15 protein-coding genes are annotated in these 19,471 nt (G+C 40.0%); 5 read left to right on the forward strand and 10 right to left on the reverse strand.

Annotated features, from left to right (window positions below; all coding sequences use genetic code 11):
- Positions 1–234 precede the first annotated feature (234 nt).
- A complete protein-coding gene (locus A3Q33_RS05680) occupies positions 235–1,179 on the forward strand; it encodes a GlxA family transcriptional regulator (protein ID WP_196798055.1) in 945 nt (314 codons plus the stop codon).
- Between the two features lie 26 nt (positions 1,180–1,205).
- On the opposite strand, the gene betI is transcribed toward A3Q33_RS05680, so the two are convergent.
- On the reverse strand, positions 1,206–1,853 hold the full coding sequence (gene betI, locus A3Q33_RS05685) for a transcriptional regulator BetI (protein ID WP_081179111.1): 648 nt from the start codon (positions 1,851–1,853) through the stop codon (positions 1,206–1,208).
- Between the two features lie 314 nt (positions 1,854–2,167).
- Here betI and A3Q33_RS05690 point away from each other — a divergent pair, with 314 nt between their 5' ends.
- The 4 genes from A3Q33_RS05690 to A3Q33_RS05705 all read left to right on the forward strand — a co-directional run bounded on the left by A3Q33_RS05690 (position 2,168) and on the right by A3Q33_RS05705 (position 7,871).
- Complete coding sequence (locus A3Q33_RS05690; protein ID WP_081179112.1) at positions 2,168–3,817, forward strand: 5-guanidino-2-oxopentanoate decarboxylase; 1,650 nt, start codon at positions 2,168–2,170, stop codon at positions 3,815–3,817.
- Positions 3,814–5,013 carry a pyridoxal phosphate-dependent aminotransferase gene (locus tag A3Q33_RS05695; protein WP_081179113.1) on the forward strand — a complete coding sequence of 400 codons (1,200 nt, stop codon included), beginning with the start codon at positions 3,814–3,816 and terminating at the stop codon, positions 5,011–5,013. The genes A3Q33_RS05690 and A3Q33_RS05695 overlap by 4 nt, the downstream gene beginning before the upstream one ends.
- A gap of 71 nt (positions 5,014–5,084) precedes the next feature.
- A complete protein-coding gene (locus A3Q33_RS05700) occupies positions 5,085–6,503 on the forward strand; it encodes an aldehyde dehydrogenase family protein (RefSeq protein WP_081179114.1) in 1,419 nt (472 codons plus the stop codon).
- A 108-nt stretch (positions 6,504–6,611) separates the two neighbouring features.
- Positions 6,612–7,871, forward strand: coding sequence for an MFS transporter (locus A3Q33_RS05705; RefSeq protein ID WP_081179115.1), 1,260 nt, complete (start codon positions 6,612–6,614; stop codon positions 7,869–7,871).
- A gap of 132 nt (positions 7,872–8,003) precedes the next feature.
- Here A3Q33_RS05705 and A3Q33_RS05710 read toward each other — a convergent pair whose 3' ends face one another.
- The 9 genes from A3Q33_RS05710 to A3Q33_RS05750 all read right to left on the reverse strand — a co-directional run bounded on the left by A3Q33_RS05710 (position 8,004) and on the right by A3Q33_RS05750 (position 19,405).
- Positions 8,004–9,593 (reverse strand): tetratricopeptide repeat-containing sulfotransferase family protein, encoded by a 1,590-nt coding sequence (locus A3Q33_RS05710; RefSeq protein ID WP_081179116.1) that lies wholly within the window; start codon positions 9,591–9,593, stop codon positions 8,004–8,006.
- Between the two features lie 174 nt (positions 9,594–9,767).
- A complete protein-coding gene (locus tag A3Q33_RS05715) occupies positions 9,768–12,155 on the reverse strand; it encodes a TonB-dependent receptor (RefSeq protein WP_081179117.1) in 2,388 nt (795 codons plus the stop codon).
- A gap of 459 nt (positions 12,156–12,614) precedes the next feature.
- Positions 12,615–12,773 (reverse strand): hypothetical protein, encoded by a 159-nt coding sequence (locus tag A3Q33_RS20580; protein WP_155866710.1) that lies wholly within the window; start codon positions 12,771–12,773, stop codon positions 12,615–12,617.
- A 56-nt stretch (positions 12,774–12,829) separates the two neighbouring features.
- Positions 12,830–13,180 carry a ribonuclease E inhibitor RraB gene (gene rraB, locus A3Q33_RS05725; protein ID WP_081179119.1) on the reverse strand — a complete coding sequence of 117 codons (351 nt, stop codon included), beginning with the start codon at positions 13,178–13,180 and terminating at the stop codon, positions 12,830–12,832.
- Complete coding sequence (locus A3Q33_RS05730) at positions 13,180–13,953, reverse strand: 1-acylglycerol-3-phosphate O-acyltransferase (RefSeq protein ID WP_081179120.1); 774 nt, start codon at positions 13,951–13,953, stop codon at positions 13,180–13,182. Before A3Q33_RS05730 ends, rraB begins: the two co-directional genes overlap by 1 nt.
- A gap of 162 nt (positions 13,954–14,115) precedes the next feature.
- Entirely contained in the window at positions 14,116–14,787 is a 672-nt protein-coding gene (locus tag A3Q33_RS05735; RefSeq protein WP_196798056.1) for an MlaA family lipoprotein, read from the reverse strand.
- Between the two features lie 83 nt (positions 14,788–14,870).
- Positions 14,871–16,214: a hypothetical protein gene (locus A3Q33_RS05740; RefSeq protein ID WP_081179121.1), complete on the reverse strand. Its 1,344-nt coding sequence runs from the start codon at positions 16,212–16,214 to the stop codon at positions 14,871–14,873.
- Positions 16,215–16,656: 442 nt separating this feature from the next.
- Positions 16,657–17,385, reverse strand: a complete 729-nt coding sequence (locus tag A3Q33_RS05745; RefSeq protein ID WP_081179122.1) for a response regulator transcription factor — start codon at positions 17,383–17,385, stop codon at positions 16,657–16,659.
- Between the two features lie 241 nt (positions 17,386–17,626).
- On the reverse strand, positions 17,627–19,405 hold the full coding sequence (locus A3Q33_RS05750) for an acyl-CoA dehydrogenase C-terminal domain-containing protein (protein WP_081179123.1): 1,779 nt from the start codon (positions 19,403–19,405) through the stop codon (positions 17,627–17,629).
- Positions 19,406–19,471 lie beyond the last annotated feature (66 nt).

Below are 19,471 nucleotides of genomic sequence, written 5' to 3' on the forward strand. Positions count from 1 at the left end.
AGGACTAAAAAGCATTTACCCAGTGACAAAACCATACTAATCAAACAATCTCGTTAACAAGTTGCTTTATTTGCCAAAATAGATACACTTTTCGACATAGCGGTGACCAAACGTGCAATCCTTTTTCACTTGTACGACATATTTTTCAAGAAAATGTAAACGCCCTTTTCTGCTAACTATTGATGCGGGCTTTTTATAATGCCAATTCATCGTAATAACGAGGTTAAATTGACCATGAAACACTACTGTTACTTATTGTTGCCAGAATTTAGTAATTTATGCTTGTTTAATTCTATTGAGCCGCTAAGAGCTGCTAACAGTTTTATTGATGGGCCAGGCTATCAATGGTCCTTAGTATCTATGGATGGAAATGCCGTCACTAGCTCCAGTGGTTTTGAAATGCGTGTAAACTGTAGCATTAGCCAATTGCTAGAGTCAGAAAAGCCTGATGTGTTGATTGTTTTAGCAAGTTATAACTACCAAAGGCACAGTACCGATGCGGTAATCGAAAAATTACGCCAATTGAAAAACCATATAAAAGTCATTGGCGGACTAGATTCTGGTAGTTATCCTCTGGCAAAAGCCAAGTTACTTAATGGCTACAGAGCGACGATTCATTGGGCTGAAATTGAGACCTTTAGCGAGGAGTTTCGACAAGTTGAGGTTTGCAATAATCGCTATGTTATTGACCGAAATCGTATAAGTTCGGGCGGGGCGACTACTGCACTTGATCTTATGCTATCGATTATCAGTCATGATTTTGGTAAAGAAATTGCCATTGCAGTATCTGACTTACTGATATTTGATACTGAGCGCTCCGGCAGTACCCCACAACGTGAGCATGTGCCGGCTATGATAGAAAATCAAACTCCACGGCTGGCTCGAGCAATAAAACTCATGGAACGAAACATAGAAATACCCTTAACGGTGGCTGAAATAGCCGGACAAACTTTCGTTTCTCAACGCCAATTAGAACGAGATTTTAAGAAGGTTTTAGGCAATAGTATCGCTGGCTACTATTCAAGATTACGGATAATGTTCGCACAGCGACTGTTAACAGAAACCAGTTTAAATACCACCGCAATCGCTATCCGCTCTGGTTACAGTTCGCGGGCTTCTTTTAACCGGTCTTATAAAAGAATATTAGGTAAAACACCGACAGACGACAGAAGAAAATAAGTAAGAAACTAAGTAAGAAAACGCCTCTATGCCAGGCGTTTTAAACCATTAGTGATTAGCGCATCTACCCAACATTGACAAATTTTTGCCGCCTCATCTGGTGAAAAGTTATTTGGGTTTAGCGACCATTCTAACCATAAACCATCCATTAACGCAGATAGGCCAGTTGCGGCAAGTCGAATGTTAATACCTTCAATAGCGCGTTCTTTTACCGTTGCTGCCATCAACTTTTCTAGCGTCGTGATGACCTTGTTATTCACTTCATTTCGTAGCACAGCTATTTCAGGTTTTTGTTTACTTAAGCCCCAAAAAACCAACCAAATCATTAAATAGTCTTTATCTAATACTGGCCGGCGAAAACTCACATCGATAAATAAGCGTAATTTATTCAGTGCAGAGGGGTCGCTTGCATGGGCTAACGATTGATTAATACGGGTGTAGATGTCTTTGGTTAAATAACGATAAGCTTCGGTAAGTAACTCTTCTTTACCGGAGAAATGGTGCGTTAGCAGCCCCGCAGAAACTCCCGCTTCCTGACAAACTTTACGTACAGAAAGCCCAGCATGACCTTCTTTTATTATACAGCGTAATGTTGCATCAATCAGTGCTAATCGCCTTTCATCTGGGCTTAATCGAGCGCCTGACTTTGTAGGACTAGCAAATAAACCTTGCATGGCATTTCCCTAAAATACGTTGATAATCATGTTATTTTTAACTTAACCAACTAATATTTAAGGTAATAGTTGAAATACAAAAATAAAGTGGCAGCACGCTATTGTACACTTGTATAGTAACATGCTAGCTTAATAGCACAAAATAGTTACTAACAAAAAATGACGACAGGTTTAAATCGCGGCCTTTAATTTACTATAAATTGGTCAGCAAAAATTTTTAAATCACTATTGAACGACCGTACAATAAGATTTTTACTAACTAGTTATTGTACGGTCGTATAACAACATTCTACATTGCGTTAAGAGGTTTCACCATGACAACTAAGATAATAAATGAACTCACCTGTGGACAAGCTTTGGTCAAATTACTAGAAGCCTATGGTGTTGATACCGTTTTTGGTATCCCGGGCGTTCATACGTTGGATCTCTATGACGGTTTGAGTGGCAGTACCATACAACATGTACTAGCACGACATGAGCAAGGCGCAGGCTTTATGGCTGATGGCTATGCTCGTGTCACAGGTAAGCCTGGTGTTTGTTTTACTATCACAGGTCCTGGTGTAACCAATATTGCAACGCCTATGGGTCAAGCGTTTGCTGACTCCATTCCTATGCTAGTCATTAGTAGCGTGAACAAAGTTAACTCTATGGGTCGTGGACGTGGAGAATTACACGAAACTAAAGATCAACGTGCGATTACCACGCCAATTACCGCTTTTAGTGCCACCGCATATAGCCCAAGCGAAGTGCCAGCTCTTATTGCCAGAGCTTTTAGTATTTTCAATAGCGAACGTCCTAGACCGGTATTTATCGAACTACCACTTGATGTAATTAACGCGCCAATTAATAGCGATTGGTTAAGTAAGCCGGTGCAATTGGCTCCCCGACCTGCACCGCAAAATCGCACAGTGATACAAGCAACTGACATGCTCAGCCAAGCCAAAAAACCGGTCATTATCGCCGGTGGTGGTGCAATAGCAGCTGGCGGTGAACTGCAACAATTAGCAGAACAGCTTGGCGCAGCAGTATTTACTACAGTAGCAGCGAAAGGATTACTCCCAACGGATCATCCGCTCTACGCCGGTTCAATATTATGCGTTGAGCCAAGCTGGAATTTTTTATCAGATGCCGATGTTATTTTAGCGGTGGGTACCGAGTTAGCCGAAACCGATATGTGGCGTGAGAAACTACCACTTTCAGGCAAATTAATTCGTGTCGATATTGATCCAGAAAAAATGAATGATTTGTATTTGGCCGATCTGCCAATTATCGCCGATGCTGCCTGTGCGCTAGAAGCCTTTCATAAAGCATTAGCGAGCGCTGAGAAAGCAAACGCGCAGAATACAACAGCCGCATTAAGTGCATTAAAAACTGAAGTAAAAACCGACGTTGAACCGTTACAAAAAATACACCAACAAGTGTTGGATGTCGTAGCCCGTGTTTTACCCGATGATAGCTTTATCTCTGCCGATATGACGCAAATAGCCTACACAGGTAATTACTTATTTGATGTTAATAAGCCGCGCTCATGGTTACACCCCACAGGCTATGGCACGCTTGGTTATGCACTACCTGCCAGTATCGGCGCTAAGTTCGGTGCTCCTGAACGCCCAGGTTTAGTCTTGGCCGGCGATGGCGGTATTTTATATACCATTCAAGAATTAGCCACCGCCTGTGAAGAGCTTAAATCGCCGTTAGTGGTTTTATTATGGAACAACGACAGCTTAGGGCAAATACGAGACGACATGGTAGCGCAAGGCATAGAGCCCATTGGTGTTAATCCTAAAACCCCGGACTTTATCAGTATTGCCAAAGGCTTTGGTTGCAATACTGCCAAACCAGATTCATTGCAGGCACTCGAGAAAAATTTACGCGACGCCTTTACCTTCAATGGCGTGACCTTAATCCAAATGAACGAAAACTATCTACGTTCAACAACACAATTATCAGGAGCATCAGCATGAAATATTCTGCCTTAACCACCCGTATCGGTGGCGATTCCGCTGATGCTTGGCAAATACTGTATCGTGCCATGGATCGACAAAAAGCCGGAGACGATGTGGTCATTCTTGCTGTTGGAGATCCTGACTTTGATACTCCGCAGCCGATAATAGATGCGGCAATCAATGGTTTACAAACCGGCGCAACGCATTACACCGATGTGGTTGGTGATGCCGAATTAAGAACCATCATCGCCAATTGGCATAGTCAGTCCACAGGACAAAACGTCAGTAAAGCACAAGTTGTGGTAATGAATGGCGCCCAATGTGCATTATACGGTGCTGCGCAATGTATTATGGAAGCGGGTGCAGAAGTCATTATTCCAGAGCCTATGTATACCACTTATGAAGCGTTATTCAATGCCACGGGTGCTAAGGTGATTAAAGTGCCGATGCGACCAGAAAATAACTTTCAAGTGTTGCCGGAAGATATTGCCGCTGCTGTAACTGATAAAACCACTGCTATTTTAATCAATAGCCCGAACAACCCAACCGGTGCAGTTTTTCCGCGCAGTACCATGGAGGCTGTGGCAGAGATATGTAAGCGTCATGATTTATGGCTGATTTCAGATGAAGTGTATTCAACCGTGACCTTTGGCACTGAGCACTTTAGCCCTTGCGCACTGCCTGGAATGGCTGAGCGCACTATCACTATTAACAGTTTATCAAAATCTCATGCTATGACAGGCTGGCGATTAGGTTGGGTCGTCTGCCCTGAAGAAATGGCCTTACATTTAGGTAACTTAACCCTGTGTATGCTATTTGGTAGCCCAGCATTTATCCAAGACGCCGCAAAAGTCGCCCTTACCACCAAGCTACCTGAACTTGAACAGATGCGTCAAACGTATCAACGCCGCCGTGATGTTTTTTATCAGCAGCTAAAAAATATTGAAGGCATTCATTGCCACCTGCCAGAAGCTGGCATGTTTTTAATGGTCGATATTCGAGAAACCGGAATGTCGAGCCAAGACATGGCCGAGTTACTATTAAATAAATTTGATGTTGCCACCTTACCCGGTGTTGCTTTTGGTCCATCAGGCGAAGGTCACATCAGAGTCAGCTTAGGCGTTTCAGAAGAAGATTTAGTGAAAGCGAGTCATCGAATTGCCGCCTGTATTGATTATATTCAAGCAAATAAGCGCCAGCAAGATTTAGGCTAAGGCTTTGTTGTGCTACAAACAGATCCAGTATCAATGGAGTAGCTGTCCGTTGATACTGTTCGGAGTAATAAATGATTAATTATCAAAAACTATTTATCAATGGTGACTGGCAAAGCTCAACCAGCGAGCAATATTCAACGGTGATAAACCCTGCCACTGAACAGCCGATAGCCAGTGTTATTTCTGGTAATCGTGATGACGTAAATAGCGCAGTACAAGCCGCGAAAAAAGCTTTTAACCGTTGGTCGAGCACTACCGGCGCTGAACGAGCACATTTTCTTACAGTGTTAGCGAAAAAACTTACAGAACGAGAGCATGAGCTTGCGGCACTGATTTCTGACGAATTGGGCATGCCGCGTCATTTAGCTTTAGATATTCAAGTTCGAGGCCCTATTCAAGGCATCATATCTTATATTGACTATGCCCATTTAATGGATGATAGCGAGCAAGTGGGTAACTCCATCATTGTCAAAGAAGCCATTGGTGTTTGTGCCTTGATCTGCCCTTGGAATTATCCTTTACATCAACTTATTGGCAAGATTGCCCCCGCTATTGCTGCTGGCTGCACTATGATTGTAAAGCCCAGTGTCGAAGCACCATTAAGTGCTTTCTTTTTAGCTGAAATTTGTGCCGAAATAGGTTTACCTGCCGGCGTTTTAAATATTGTGACTGGACCTGGACGTGAAATCGGAGATGCACTTTGTACCCATCCCGATGTTGATATGGTGTCATTTACCGGCTCCAACCAAGTGGGTGTCAGTGTAATGAAAGCCGCAAGTGATTCAGTAAAACGAGTTTGCCAAGAACTCGGCGGTAAATCAGCATTTATCATTACCGAAGATGCTGATCTTGAAGCGGCGATAAAGTACGGCGTCGAAGATATTATGTGTAATTCTGGCCAAACCTGCACGGCATTGAGCCGCATGCTAATCCCGCGCAGTCGTTACGAACAAGCAATAACCATTGCCAAGTCGGTAGCAGAAACATTAGTGATTGGTAGTCCGCTTGATTCTAAAAGTGATATGGGACCTGTAGTGTCAGCACATCAGCAACAAGTTGTTTTAGATTACATTCAACAGGGCATTAATGAAGGAGCTCGCTTAGTCACAGGGGGATTAAGTAAACCCGCAGGACTAAGCAAGGGTTATTATGTTAACGCCACTATTTTTGCCGATGTTGATAACAAAATGACCATAGCGCAAGAAGAGATATTCGGCCCGGTATTGTCAATCATTCCTTATGACGATATTGAACAAGCCATTGAGATAGCCAATGACAGTATTTTTGGTCTCTCGGGCGCGGTTTGGGCAGCCAATAAAGTAGAAGCGATAGCAATAGCGAAAAAAATCAAATCAGGGCAAGTCTTTATCAACGGCGCACAATTTAACTACCAAGCTCCTTTTGGTGGTTATAAGCAGTCGGGTAACGGCAGAGAATGGGGCGAAGATGGCTTAAAAGAGTTTATAGAAATAAAAGCCATGCAAATTTAACACTAGCGAATCAAAGCTATTGCCCTATTCAAATAAAAGAACGATAAACTCATTCATCAACTAAGCGTTTGGTTTTGAAAAACATCGACCAAATTACAGGTGTTATAAATGTTAGAACATTCGTCAAATCAACCACAGCACGTGAATAAGAAAATGACTGACGCCTGGGCGGTATTGCTCAGTATTGGTGTTTTTCTCACCGTAAATAATATTATTTATAACGTACTCTTTATCATTTTAGGCTCCGCCGCTGATTTAAAAGGTTACAGTGAACCGCAAATAGGTTTATTAGGTACCGTGTATTTAATAGGCCAAATGGTCGCGAACTTATCCAGTGTTTTATGGGTCAGAAAGCTGAACTGGAAGTTGATGATTGGCCTAGCAACGGTTGTTTCAGTACTGTCTTTATATGCCTCCGCTTTTGTAGACTATAATGGCTTCTTAATCTTATTAACAATTACAGGTTTAGCTTGCGGTGTGGCGCAAGCCTGCGTTATGTGTTGTATCAGTGGTTTACAAGATCCCACTAAAGCTTATAGCTTAGGACTAGGTTTACAAGTCGTGGTTGCCGGTGCGGTAATTTATTTTCTGCAACTGCACGTTACACCTAATTATGGTTACGCGGGCTTGCTGTTTACCATTGCAGGGTTATTTGCCTTCTCGCTATTTTTCCTTTTCTCCATGCCTAGTACTGACGATAGAACTAGCAGCATAGTTCAACATGCAACTACCAGTAAAATGCCAAGCAAAGTTTCGGTGCCTTCGTTGATCGCCCTCGGCGGTATTGGTATTTACTTTATTGGCCAAACCGGTATATGGGGATTTTTAGAACGAATAGCGGTATCAAAAAACATGGATTATGAGTTTATTGGCATTGTGCTAGGGGCAGTATTAGTACTTTGCTCAATTGGCGCATTTTTGGCCATTAAAGTCGGTAGCCGCTACGGTATATTAAAACCGATGATATTTGGCATTGGGCTATTTTTCATATCAGTAGTCCTTTGGATTATTAGCGATAACAAATGGATTTACGCATTATCCGCCCTTATTTATGCCAGTGCGTGGAATTTTTGCTTGCCCTATCAGTTATTAGCAGTCAATAAAACCGATAAAGACGGCAGCTATGCGGCCATGATTCCTGCTTTTCAATCCATAGGGGGCGCTGTAGGTCCTGCAATGGCAGGCATTTTAATTTTTGAAGGCAACTTTAACTATGTTTATCTATTGGCCATATTCACCAGCATAGCCAGCTTAGTTATTTTTTGGCTGGTCACTAAAAGGCACAGTGATGAAGATGCATCGAATGCGCTAAAGCTTAAAAACATCCCATTGAAAGAAGAAGGCGAATACCACTCTTCACCAAGTTGACCATGTGCGGCATTTAGTCTGATGGCTAATATCCACGCTACATGCCAAGCTCACACAACTGATAAAAAAATAGCACTAAAACGAATAACGCCTAACGGATTAATGTAATCATTCGTTAGGCTTTTTTTTTCACTACAACTTAATATTGGCGGCTTTAAGCCTCTGAATTAATGGCACAAGCTCTTTTTCATAGTTACGCCATTTAGCCACTGAATGGCTGTAGATGGGCTGCCTAACTTGCGCAGCACTGGCGGTGGTTGACGCACTTTTATTATCATAAAAACGTAAACATTGGTCTTGCCAAGGCAAGTCGCAAAACGCTAATAAGCGCTTGGTTTCGGCTTCCGAATTATTAACCAGTTGTTCATATTCAATATCATAAATCACCCCAGGCATAAGCTCATGCCAATGCTGCATCAGCTTGTCATAGGCAATGTAATAATTGGCTATTTCTTCCAAGTTATAAGAAAACGCATAAGAATTTTTAAAGAGTTTTTTATAGATAGCGTAGCAGGTATCAAGCGGATGACGGCGCAGATGTATAATCTTAGCATTCGGTAACGCCTGATGAATGAGACCAGCATAAAGAAAATTCAATGGCATTTTATCAATCAGCCGATCTTCTGCAGGCACAAGTTCAGCAATACTGGTCATATACGCTTCACCCAATTGCTCAAAATCAACTTTTTGGCTAAGTGCTACAAGGTCAGCCGACTTATCTTGTTTTTCGTGTTTTAAGCGCTGACACAAGTCGACTAAAGTGGTGGCAAAATTATTCAATTCACCGGCAGAGGTTACTTCTGAGTGACTTTCAAGAATACGTTCAACCAGTGTTGTACCTGTGCGCGGCAAGCCAATAATAAAGATAGGCGCTTGTTTAGACGAACCTTTAGTTGTGCTATTTTGCCAAGATTGATTAAAACTTTGCATTACACGTGCAATGGTTTGGGTTTCTTTTTCCGCATCATACTGCATGTGTTCTCGACGCAAATCCGCACCGGCTTTTAAATAACGAAATGACGCTTGATAGTCGCCAATATCTTCAAGCTCTTTCGCCAGTGCATAGTTAATTTTGACACTGTTTTTTGGCTCTTTAATACCTTGATGCAAAAGCTCTTGTAACTGTTTAATATGATTATTATCGGTTTTTTGCGTAATAATGTCAGAACGTAAGGCTATAGCTTCATAATCTTGAGGGTTAAATTCAATGGCTTTATTTAATGCCGCTTCTGCAGCGGGCATATTCCCCAAAAAACGCTCAATTGTGGCGATATTATAAAACAATGAAGCACTTTTATGACCTCGCTGAACGAGATCGATATACAGTTGTAATGCCTGTGGGTAGAGTTTCAAGCTACTTAAACATGCGCCCAAAACACCACACCATTCTGGATTTTTAGGGGCTAAAGCATAAACCTCTAACGCTAAGTGTTTTGCGTCATTAAATTTTTCACAGGCATGTAAACACTTTATTTTTTTAAGCTTAGTAGGAATATCATCAGGGTTTAACTGTAATATTTTATTGATTGATTCTAACGCCGCTTTGGGCTGTTTATTCATTAATTGTATTTGCGAGAGTAATTGCCATGCTGGCAGGTACTGTGGGTAAGTATGTAATAATTGCCGGCATGCTTGTTCGGCACTGATATATTGTTTATTTTTTACTTGTTGAAGCACCTGTTCAAATGTTTGCTCTGCGATATTGATATCTGCATTTGTCATAGCGAATTTACTCTACTTACTCGACTTATTCACATCGTGCGTGATAAACGATAAAACGCCCTAGCGTTTAAAAACAAAAATGACCAGCGGCTATTCAAGATGATGCTTTGAATAGCCTACCAGCCAATATATACGTTAACGACTTATTTAACCTAGGTTATTTCACCTGAGAATTTAATAAGTATATTTAAGACCTAATCCTACCGTTAGCGGACGTGCAACATAGCTATAGATATCACGTTTAGTGGCATCAAGCGCGGCAAACTTTGAGCCTCGGGTATTGGTTGGCGCTCTTTCATTGGTAATATTATCAACAAATAAATTAACACTTAAATTATCATTCAGCTTGATAAAAACCGAGGCGTTCAACATCGTGTAACTATCAACATGCGTAAAGTTATCAGTATCGGTTGAAAATGCTGTCGTTACTTCATCTGTATACGAGCCATTCAAATGATAAGAAACCTCTAAGCCATCAATGTATTGAAAATAATTTACTGCTAATGTGACCATATTCTCAGGTACACCAGGTAATTTATCGCCATCAACACCATTAATACCATCAGTCGAAAAATCTGCGGTCAACTTTGCATCGGTATACGCATAACCCGCCGTAATATTTAAATCCTCGGTAATACTGTAATGCCCTTCAAGCTCAAGTCCTTGAGAACTAGCTGTTTTACCATTAGTTAGGATAGTAAAACCACCATTAGGTGATGAAGTTGTTAAAATAACATCATCCCAATCAATGCGATAAGCGGCAACATTAAAGCGTAATTTTCTATCCAGTGCATAGCCTTTCGCACCTATTTCAAGACTGAGGGCTGTATCGTTGGTATAGTTAACTAGATTTTCGGGTTCCGCCCACGGACCAGACGTAGGGATACCATTGCTACCACCATTTCTGAAGCCTTCCGCTAAGGTAACATAAGCCATCACATCATCGGAAATATCATATGAGGTATTAAACTTAAAGATATGATCGCTAATATCTGAGGAATTATCACCACCGTAAACACCGCGAGGGTCGACACCATCGTCAGAATTCCAAGCGCCGAACAACGGCGAACGGTTCTCAATACTATTGGCAAACGATGTTTTAAAGAAACGAGCACCACCCGTAACTTGCCATTTATCGGTTAATTGATAAGAAAGCTCACCAAATAAGGCTTTATCTGTTGCTTCAACTTCTTGATATGAAGCATAAAACAAGTCATTTTTTTCGCCTAAATCATTCAGTGTTCTCACTTGCTCAGCAAAATAACCATTATTATCATCTTGCCAATTATAAAAGCCACGATGGAAATCTTCGTTACTTACACCTAACTCTTGTTTACTGTAAAAAGCTCCTGCAATCCAACTTAAATTATCGTCGCCATTTGAAGATAATCGTATTTCTTGACTAAAGGTTTTCACATCTTTGTCATATTCGCCAATAATGGACTCTCGAGGAAAGCCATTATAGTAATAATCGCCCCAATAGCCTTTATTGTAATACTCTGCGGAAAGATCACCGTTTAAATCAGATTCACTTTCGAAACTTGAGGTTGCCGAGGTTAAGGTAGCAAAACCTAAATCGGCTTCTATTTCTAAAGAGCTTAAGCTAAGTTCTCGCTCTGAAGTCTCACGAATACGCTGTAAACTTATATAATCACCACCATCTGTATGTTGGTCATTAGCCACTTGTCGGTCACCAAATTCATCTTGCTGTATTTGGTGACTTGCCGTTACGCTAATGTCGTCATTAACAAGCCATCTCCAACTGAGCTTCAGGTGTTTAATGGTTTCATCATTACTGTCTTTTTTGGAAAACTCTTTGTTCGGGCTATTTGGGTCATTAGGGTCGACAGCAATAGGCTGATTATTATCATCATAAGCATAAAGTCGATTAGCATCAATAAAGCCTGCTCGTTCGATATAACCGCCAACAGCGCGAATCGCCATATTGTCATTTAAAGGGACATTCAGTACCAAATGAGTGTCGCTGTTAATATTACCGGCACCGTCAGTTTTAGAACCACGGGTATGAAATTCAAATTCTGTTTCATCTACGTTAGGTTTTTTACTGATGTATCGGATCGTGCCACCTAATGAGCCTGAGCCATATAAGGTACCTTGTGGTCCACGAAGTACTTCAACACGTTCAATATCTTTCAAAATTACATTATAGAATAATGGCGTTTCATCGACATATACGGATACAGTGGGAGCGGCAACGGTTGCAAGATCAGTAAAACCTGAACTACTGGTATTTAAACCACGGATAATTAAGCCACTATTAATACCAGAATCACGACCACCTGTGTCGGTGTAAGCTAAACCAGGCACAGACTGAGCCAGTTTTGAAAAATCGACGATGCCTTTTTTTTCTAGAGCTTCCGCTGTTGTCGCTGAAACATTATAAGGAACATCCATAATGGACGTGGTTCTTTTGGTCGACGTGACAATGATATTTTCAATGTCCGCATCTGCGGATACCGCCAAAGCAGGTACGCCTAAACTGGCCAATATTATGCTTTTTGTAAGCAAGTTAAGATGCTGTTTTTTTGTGGTCACTTTCATATCCGCTTTCCCTCGATTAATATTATTATTCTTCGACAACAACAAACTAAAGTGCTTAATCTGTTGTTAGGTTCAACAAGTCATGCTTTTATAATGACTCAGTCAGATCAAGTAAATGTTGCTTTTTTGGTCACAAAAGGTACGTTTTTCGACATCTAATAGGCGGATATCGATACAAAAAAATGATTTTCAGACGATTGAAATATCATTATATTTTACTCGTAACATCCAGTGTATAAGCGTAAATAAGAGGGAATTATTGACAACATACCTATTAGCCGTAACAAGTATTTTTGTCATTACCATACTGCAGACATGGATACGCCTAACTAAATTTTTCAATTAGCTGTCATATACAAAGCGTAAAGTTTATAAATGCAATAATAGTAATGTTAGATTTTTAAGGTGGCTGAGCAATATCCAACAAAAAACGCAAAGTGTCAGCACTTTGCGTTTTTTTTATGAGTCAGGATTAAAGCCGTTTTTAATTTTTTCTATTCGTTCTTGATGTCGGTAATGTGCTTTCAGTGCTGCTACTGAAAACGCGCCAACAATGGCTACAATCGGAATCAGTAGCGCTAATGTTTCAGGTCTTAGTAAAGTATTTAACCATTCCATCGGATAACCTTTTTATTTTTATTTTTATTTTTATTTTTATTTTTATTTTCTATCAATTATTCTTCGAAATATGTGCCCCAACCATCATAATCAACTTTACACTGTTTTGCCAATTCGAACATTTTTTTTGTTTCATCAAAAATAATATCAAAATCTAAAGCTTGTTCAGTAATAATATCGAACGCAAAAACCTTTTCACCCGTTTCTAACTCAGCTTCTTCTGGCTCTTCAATTTCAAAGCCACTTTTGAATGCTGTAATGGCTGCCTTTTCTAGAATATCAAAATCGACACTAGAAAAGTGATGTTCAATAGTATGGTGAACTTCTTCATTAGTACCATCTTCTACTAGCATGGCGATTAATTCTTCCGTATGTTCTTTCCATTCTTGCAATTCTTCATCGATCATTACTTACTCTCACTTGTTTGCTTATTTTGTGAATTTTTGTCATTTACTTGTGGCAGTTCATGGCCAGTTTCTTCGCTTAATTGTGTTATTTTAACCAGCATATCACTGCGTGTTTTATTGGTTATGCTGCGAATCTTGTCTTTATCTTCGGTAGATAAAATTACTGGCGGCAAGAATTCAATAATCATTTTTCCGTTATCCCAGCGATTCAAGTCGATAGTTTTATGAGTATTGCTTGCACAAACAGGAATAATGGGAACCTCTGCTTTTGCGGCGGTGCGAAATGCGCCCGTTTTAAAAGGTAATAAACCACGCCCATAGCTACGCGTCCCTTCTGGAAACAACCATACTGACAACTTTTTTTCGCGAATTTTGTTGGCGGTCATATCAATGGTGTTCATGGCTTTATTTTTATTTTTACGATCAATTAAAATATTACCCGTGAGCCAATACATTTGTCCAAAAAATGGTATCCATTTTAAACTTTTTTTACCGACACTAACGGTGCCTGGCTGAACTGCAGCGGGCACAGTAAAAATATCATAACTATTTTGATGATTACAAATGTAGACAACGGGGCCAATATTTTTTGTCGACTCGGGTATTCTCACTTCTACCTCTAAGCCCAAAATTTTTGATACTTTGCCGAGGTATTTAGCCGTATGATGGACGTTGTCGCGATGAAATGGTCGTATCAAACATAATAAAATAGAACAAAGAGAGATAAAAACTAAAGCTAATGTCATTAATATGACGCGAATAACAGCTAACAAAAGGCATTCCTAGAAAATTTATAAGGCGTGTATAAAGCGTGATTATACCTTTAATTAATAAAATAGCTAAACCTAGAACTCACCTTTTATACGTTAATATGCAACAAGCTTTGTCTATAGCAGATAAATTAATGTTTTCAACACTTAACAAGAACGAATAAGTTAGCGAGCCACCTGAATTTCACGATACTTTTTATAAAGTAGTTTCAAGTATTCATATTCAAATGCTGAACCTGAAGCGTAATATCGAAAAGGTAATCTGGCTCTCGCATCAATACTGTTGACGAGTGAAAGATAAAGTTCCTCTTCAGACTTCATACCAAGAACATCTAAAGTCTGTTGATCAGCTAAGGCATCAAAGGCTAAGCCTGTCGCGTCACGCAGTGAAGATGGACCCAACAAAGGTAAAACTAGATAAGGCCCTGAACTAACCCCCCAATGCCCAAGGGTTTGGCCAAAATCTTCATCTTGCTCAACAAAACCTACGGGTGTTGCAACATCGATTACCCCCGCTAAGCCTATAGTCGAATTAACAAGAAAGCGGCCAAAGGTTTCACCTGCCACTGATAACTTAAACTGCAATAACGAGTTAATAAAAGTCGATATTTCACCTAAATTATTAAAAAAGTTACTCAAGCCAGTTTCAACAACATCAGGGGTTATTTTTTTATAGGCGTCAACTATCGGTAATAAAAAATAGGTATCGGCTTTAGCATTAAAATAATATATTCGACGATTAAACCCTTCCCAAGGATCGTCATAGGCCGTCATGATGCCCAATTCTTCGTGATTATCCGGCAAGGCAACTTTTGGCGCTATAGCCTTATCTTCCAACGTGGGCACTGAAGAGCACGCTACCAAAAGAGTGCAGAATAATAGCGCTATAAAATGAGTACACTTTTGCGAAAACATTAGCATTAATTCCCCCCTCCTTGGAAAGTAGCATGTAAATGCTCAACAAAGCTTAATCTATCTAGATTGCCACAATGTCCACCACGAGGAAAAATTTTCGCTCGTTCGGCGAAAACTTCCTGCAAATATTCCACCTCGCCTGCTTGTAAAATAATATCGTCTTGATTGGTCACTAAGTATATTTTTTCTGACGTTTTTAAATAATCTTCAATTGCATGCAAGCTGTAACGTTTGATCAAATCCGCCTTAGTAAGATTGATATCTTCGCGCTGAGCTCTAGGTAGCATAGCGCGGTCAAAATAGTCACCAAACGTAATATCACTCGCTCGCTGCATTGAATGGGTCAAACTCTCAAATTTATCTATGGTGTGGTCTTTGTAGGTGATTGCACCCGTATTAAAGCTAACATCGATGGCAAATATCATATCTGATGACGACATTCTAAATGAAGCACCAATAAGCAGTTTGAATTCAGCTTCGGTTAACTCTGCATTTTTAAATAAATTGTATATTGACCCTTGGTCAAATTTTGAGGACCTTTGCGCTGAGTAGATATTTGAAAAGCGTGCAAAAATTTCATCAAACATCGCTACAGCGGCTTGTCGATTATTACGCAAGTCAAAATATTCATCTAAAATACTGACCGAATTATATAAACTCACCGGAGGGTTAATTAGGAGCACCTTTTCAAAGTTAAACGCTTGCTTCTCTTCATCAATAAGTGCGATAAATGCTGAGTGAGCGCCACCTAAGCTATAACCAGTAAGTGAAAATGACGAAGCCTTTACTTCATCTTCTGTTTGAACTTGCGCCCAGACTAAGTTCATTACTTTATATAAATCTTTTGCGTCATGAGCTAAATCGCCAGGCATGTATTGGGTGTTTGGTGAGTTAACAATAAAATTAGCAAACGTTGGCGATGACAGTGAAATAACATGATAGCCCTGTTGAAAAAAACTTTTTTGCAGACTGATCATTTTTGCACTCTCAAAACTTGCGCCGGTACCCGCAATAATAAAAATGACTGGTGCAATAGCCTCTTGTTTTATTAACGAGTATTTCATTTTTTTGTTAAACCAAAATATCTCTGAAATTTCATTTAATGGTTTAATCGTTATACTTTTATTAATAACATTTAATGATTTGGGGAGATCGGCTGCAGGCTCTTGGCAATAGCCTGTAACGGTTGCTTGATAGCGAGAATATTCGAAATCGCAAACAGGTATAGCAACCACTACCGGTTCCTCTTTACTGCTGCATGCTGCTAACATTATGATGAGTAAAACGCTAAAAATACGCACTGAGTTTAGCTTTCGTTGAGAGTGTTTAAAAAATATCATTTTACGCATTAGTTGCTGCCAGCAGGTTTAAAGTTTTCAAAGACCAATATGCGTATTCTAGCTTTTGACCGCTAAAAAGTATCTAATTTAAAGCTTAATTTTTCTCAAAGGACATTTAATTATCATTATTTTAGTCACCGGTTTAGCTTTCATTCAAGGTCAATTTACGAGGAATAATAAATATAATTACAACGAGCATTTGTAAATAAATTGGGGGGCAATATGAGTTCGATATGAGTTCGATATGAGTTCAATGTTCATTATTATATTATTGCACTTACGCTTTAAGGCATTATAAATACTCATAAAAAACAACAAACCTACTTGGTAGTCTCAGGCTATATTTGGCTATTAGCCAATAATGAAGTAGTCATGTCAAAGTGCCCGGGAATTTTTCAACCTTGTAGGTCGCTATATTTAATCCTGGCGTTGCAACTACTGTTTAGTGTAATTACGCTGCTGATTCACTTAATGTGTAGCCTTTACCCCAAACAGTATCAATGCTGACTTGTGTCATTCCCTCTTTGACTAATTTTTCGCGTAACTTGGAAATCCGCACATCGACTGTACGTTCAGCACCATTGTATTTACGGTTCAGTAAAGTGGTATAAATAACCTCGCGCGTCATCACCTGTCCAGCATTTTGGATTAAAAAAGCCAGTAATAGGAATTCAAAAGAACTTAACCGAATGGTATTTCCATCAATTTCACATTTATGTGCTTGTGGATATAAGGTTATATTTCCTGACTTAATCACATGTAAAGGGCGCTCTTCTTTCATTGGTTTTCGGCGTAACATCGCCTCAACTCGTACTTTCAGCACTCGCGGTGAAACAGGTTTGCTAATGAAGTCATCTGCGCCAAAGTGAAAAGCATTAATTTCATCTGCGTCAGTTTTTCGGGCGGTTAATACGATGATAGGTTCATCATATATTTCTCGTAATTCATGACAAACTTGAAAGCCATCTAAATCAGGTAAGCCAATATCTAAAATCACTAAGTCTGGTTTATGTTCGAGAATCGCTTGTTTTGCTAAATCCCCACGAAAAACCTGCTTAACGATAAAGTTAGACTTCTCCAAAAATGATTTAATTAAATTAGACACCATACGGTCATCTTCGATTAATAGTACTTTTCTGGTACTGTTTTCAGCAACGACACCTGCATTTAAACCAAACATAATCTATTCCATAACTTAACGGGTAAGTCCGTCGGGCGGATTATAGATGTATTAAAACTACAAAGAAGTATGATTATGTTGCTAACAAAGTAACATAATGTAATTACCTTACATAAAGCCAATTATATCGGCTTAACCATTCAGAAAACTGATATGAATTTTAAAAAACCACGTGCCAAATATCAAAAAAGCCAATTCAAATGAATGAATTGGCTTTTTGTTAAGCATTTAAGCGAATAGCTTAAAAAAGCTCCTCGGCTATATCAAACACCGCGCTCTGACCAGACTTCGCTGACGTAATTAATGACTGACAACGTGGTAACAATCTTGAAAAGAAGTAACGAGCTGTACGCACTTTACTTTCATGGAAACTCTTATCATCGCTCGCTGCAAGTGATACTTCCGCCATTTTAGCCCAAACATAAGCCATCGCGGTATAACCAAATACATGTAAATAGTCATTCGCCGCACAACCAAGCTCTTCTGGAGAGGCTTGCGCCGCTAATAATAAGTGCTCAGTTAAGTCGGCTAGTTCATCTGTGGCATTCGCCAGAGGTTGAATAAACTCTTGCATAGCGTCGTTTTTACTTTCTTGGATGTAAGCACGCACTTCTTCAAGAAACACTAATACAAGTTTGCCTTTACTACCAGCAACCTTGCGCGCTAACAAATCCATGGCTTGAATACCGTTAGTACCTTCATAAATTTGTGAAATACGGGTATCTCTTACCAACTGCTCTTGCCCCCACTCTCTCACGTAACCATGACCGCCAAAAACTTGCTGTCCAGCAACCGTATTTTCAAAGCCAAGATCGGTAAAAAACGCTTTAGCAATCGGTGTCATTAAGGCAACAAGTTGGTCTGCTTTCGCTTGTGCTTCACCGGTGCCGTATGTCGCAATATCTAACTGCATAGCAATATAAGTTGAAAGAGCACGTGAGCCTTCATTCAAGGCTTTCATGTTTAATAACATACGACGAACATCGCCATGTACGAGCAATGAATCAGCTTGCGCATCAGGCGACTTAACGCCAGATAATGAACGCCCTTGAATTCTGTCTTTGGCATACTCTAAAGCGTTTTGATACGAGCGCTCTGCTGCACCTAAGCCTTGGATACCAACACCAATGCGTTCAAAATTCATCATAGTGAACATACAAGCTAGGCCTTTATTAAGCTCGCCGACTAAATAACCTTTAGCACCATCGAAATTCATCACGCAGGTCGCAGAAGCATGAATACCCATTTTATGTTCGATAGAGCCACAACTCACGTTGTTTTGCTCACCAATAGTTTCATCATCATTAACATGAAACTTAGGCACTAAAAACAATGAAATTCCGCGCGGACCATCAGGGGCATCGGGTAATTTAGCTAACACTAAATGGACAATATTTTCAGTTAGGTCATGCTCACCGGCAGTAATAAATATTTTTGTCCCCGAGACTAAGTAACTGTCATCAGCTTGTGGAACCGCTTTCGTTCTGATCATACCAAGGTCTGTACCAGCATGAGCTTCAGTTAAACACATGCTTGCAGCCCAATCGCCAGCATACATGCGCGTTAAATAACGGGTCTTTAACGCTTCACTACCATGCTTCGCTAACGACAAGCCTGCGCCAGCAGTTAAGCCTGGATAAAGTGAGAATGAAATATCAGCCGAACATAACATTTCTTCATGAAATGCAGTTAACATTTTAGGCATACCCATGCCGCCAAAGTCAGGGTCTCCGCCCAATGACGTCCAGCCACCTTCAGCATAAGTTTTAAAGGCTTCTTTATAACCGGGTGCTGTGGTTACGTTACCGGCGTCAAAAGTGACACCTGTTTCATCACCATTTCGTGATAATGGTGCTATTTCTTGTTCAGCTATTTTCGCACAACCTTGCAAAATAGCTTCAGCGGTATCTCTGTCTACCCGTTCAGCTAACGTTGGTAATGACTGCCATAATTTATCGGCATTAAATACGTCATATAACAAAAAACTCATATCTTTCAAAGGCACTTGATAATCAGCCATTACATTCTCCGAACAGGTAATTTAAACAATTAATTAAAACGCTTGTTTGAATATATATGAAACACA

This window comes from Colwellia sp. PAMC 21821 (genome assembly GCF_002077175.1).
Classification (GTDB): Bacteria; Pseudomonadota; Gammaproteobacteria; order Enterobacterales; family Alteromonadaceae; genus Cognaticolwellia.

Bases quoted from the DNA above. Each gene is read 5' to 3' on its own strand.
- A3Q33_RS20580 (WP_155866710.1), bottom strand. From the start codon at position 12,773: ATGGAATGGTTAAATACTTTACTAAGACCTGAAACATTAGCGCTACTG.
- A3Q33_RS05700 (WP_081179114.1), top strand. From the start codon at position 5,085: ATGATTAATTATCAAAAACTATTTATCAATGGTGACTGGCAAAGCTCA.
- rraB (WP_081179119.1), bottom strand. From the start codon at position 13,180: ATGATCGATGAAGAATTGCAAGAATGGAAAGAACATACGGAAGAATTA.
- A3Q33_RS05740 (WP_081179121.1), bottom strand. From the start codon at position 16,214: ATGCGTAAAATGATATTTTTTAAACACTCTCAACGAAAGCTAAACTCA.
- A3Q33_RS05745 (WP_081179122.1), bottom strand. From the start codon at position 17,385: ATGTTTGGTTTAAATGCAGGTGTCGTTGCTGAAAACAGTACCAGAAAA.
- A3Q33_RS05705 (WP_081179115.1), top strand. From the start codon at position 6,612: ATGTTAGAACATTCGTCAAATCAACCACAGCACGTGAATAAGAAAATG.
- A3Q33_RS05715 (WP_081179117.1), bottom strand. From the start codon at position 12,155: ATGAAAGTGACCACAAAAAAACAGCATCTTAACTTGCTTACAAAAAGC.
- betI (WP_081179111.1), bottom strand. From the start codon at position 1,853: ATGCAAGGTTTATTTGCTAGTCCTACAAAGTCAGGCGCTCGATTAAGC.
- A3Q33_RS05695 (WP_081179113.1), top strand. From the start codon at position 3,814: ATGAAATATTCTGCCTTAACCACCCGTATCGGTGGCGATTCCGCTGAT.
- A3Q33_RS05680 (WP_196798055.1), top strand. From the start codon at position 235: ATGAAACACTACTGTTACTTATTGTTGCCAGAATTTAGTAATTTATGC.
- A3Q33_RS05690 (WP_081179112.1), top strand. From the start codon at position 2,168: ATGACAACTAAGATAATAAATGAACTCACCTGTGGACAAGCTTTGGTC.
- A3Q33_RS05710 (WP_081179116.1), bottom strand. From the start codon at position 9,593: ATGACAAATGCAGATATCAATATCGCAGAGCAAACATTTGAACAGGTG.
- A3Q33_RS05750 (WP_081179123.1), bottom strand. From the start codon at position 19,405: ATGGCTGATTATCAAGTGCCTTTGAAAGATATGAGTTTTTTGTTATAT.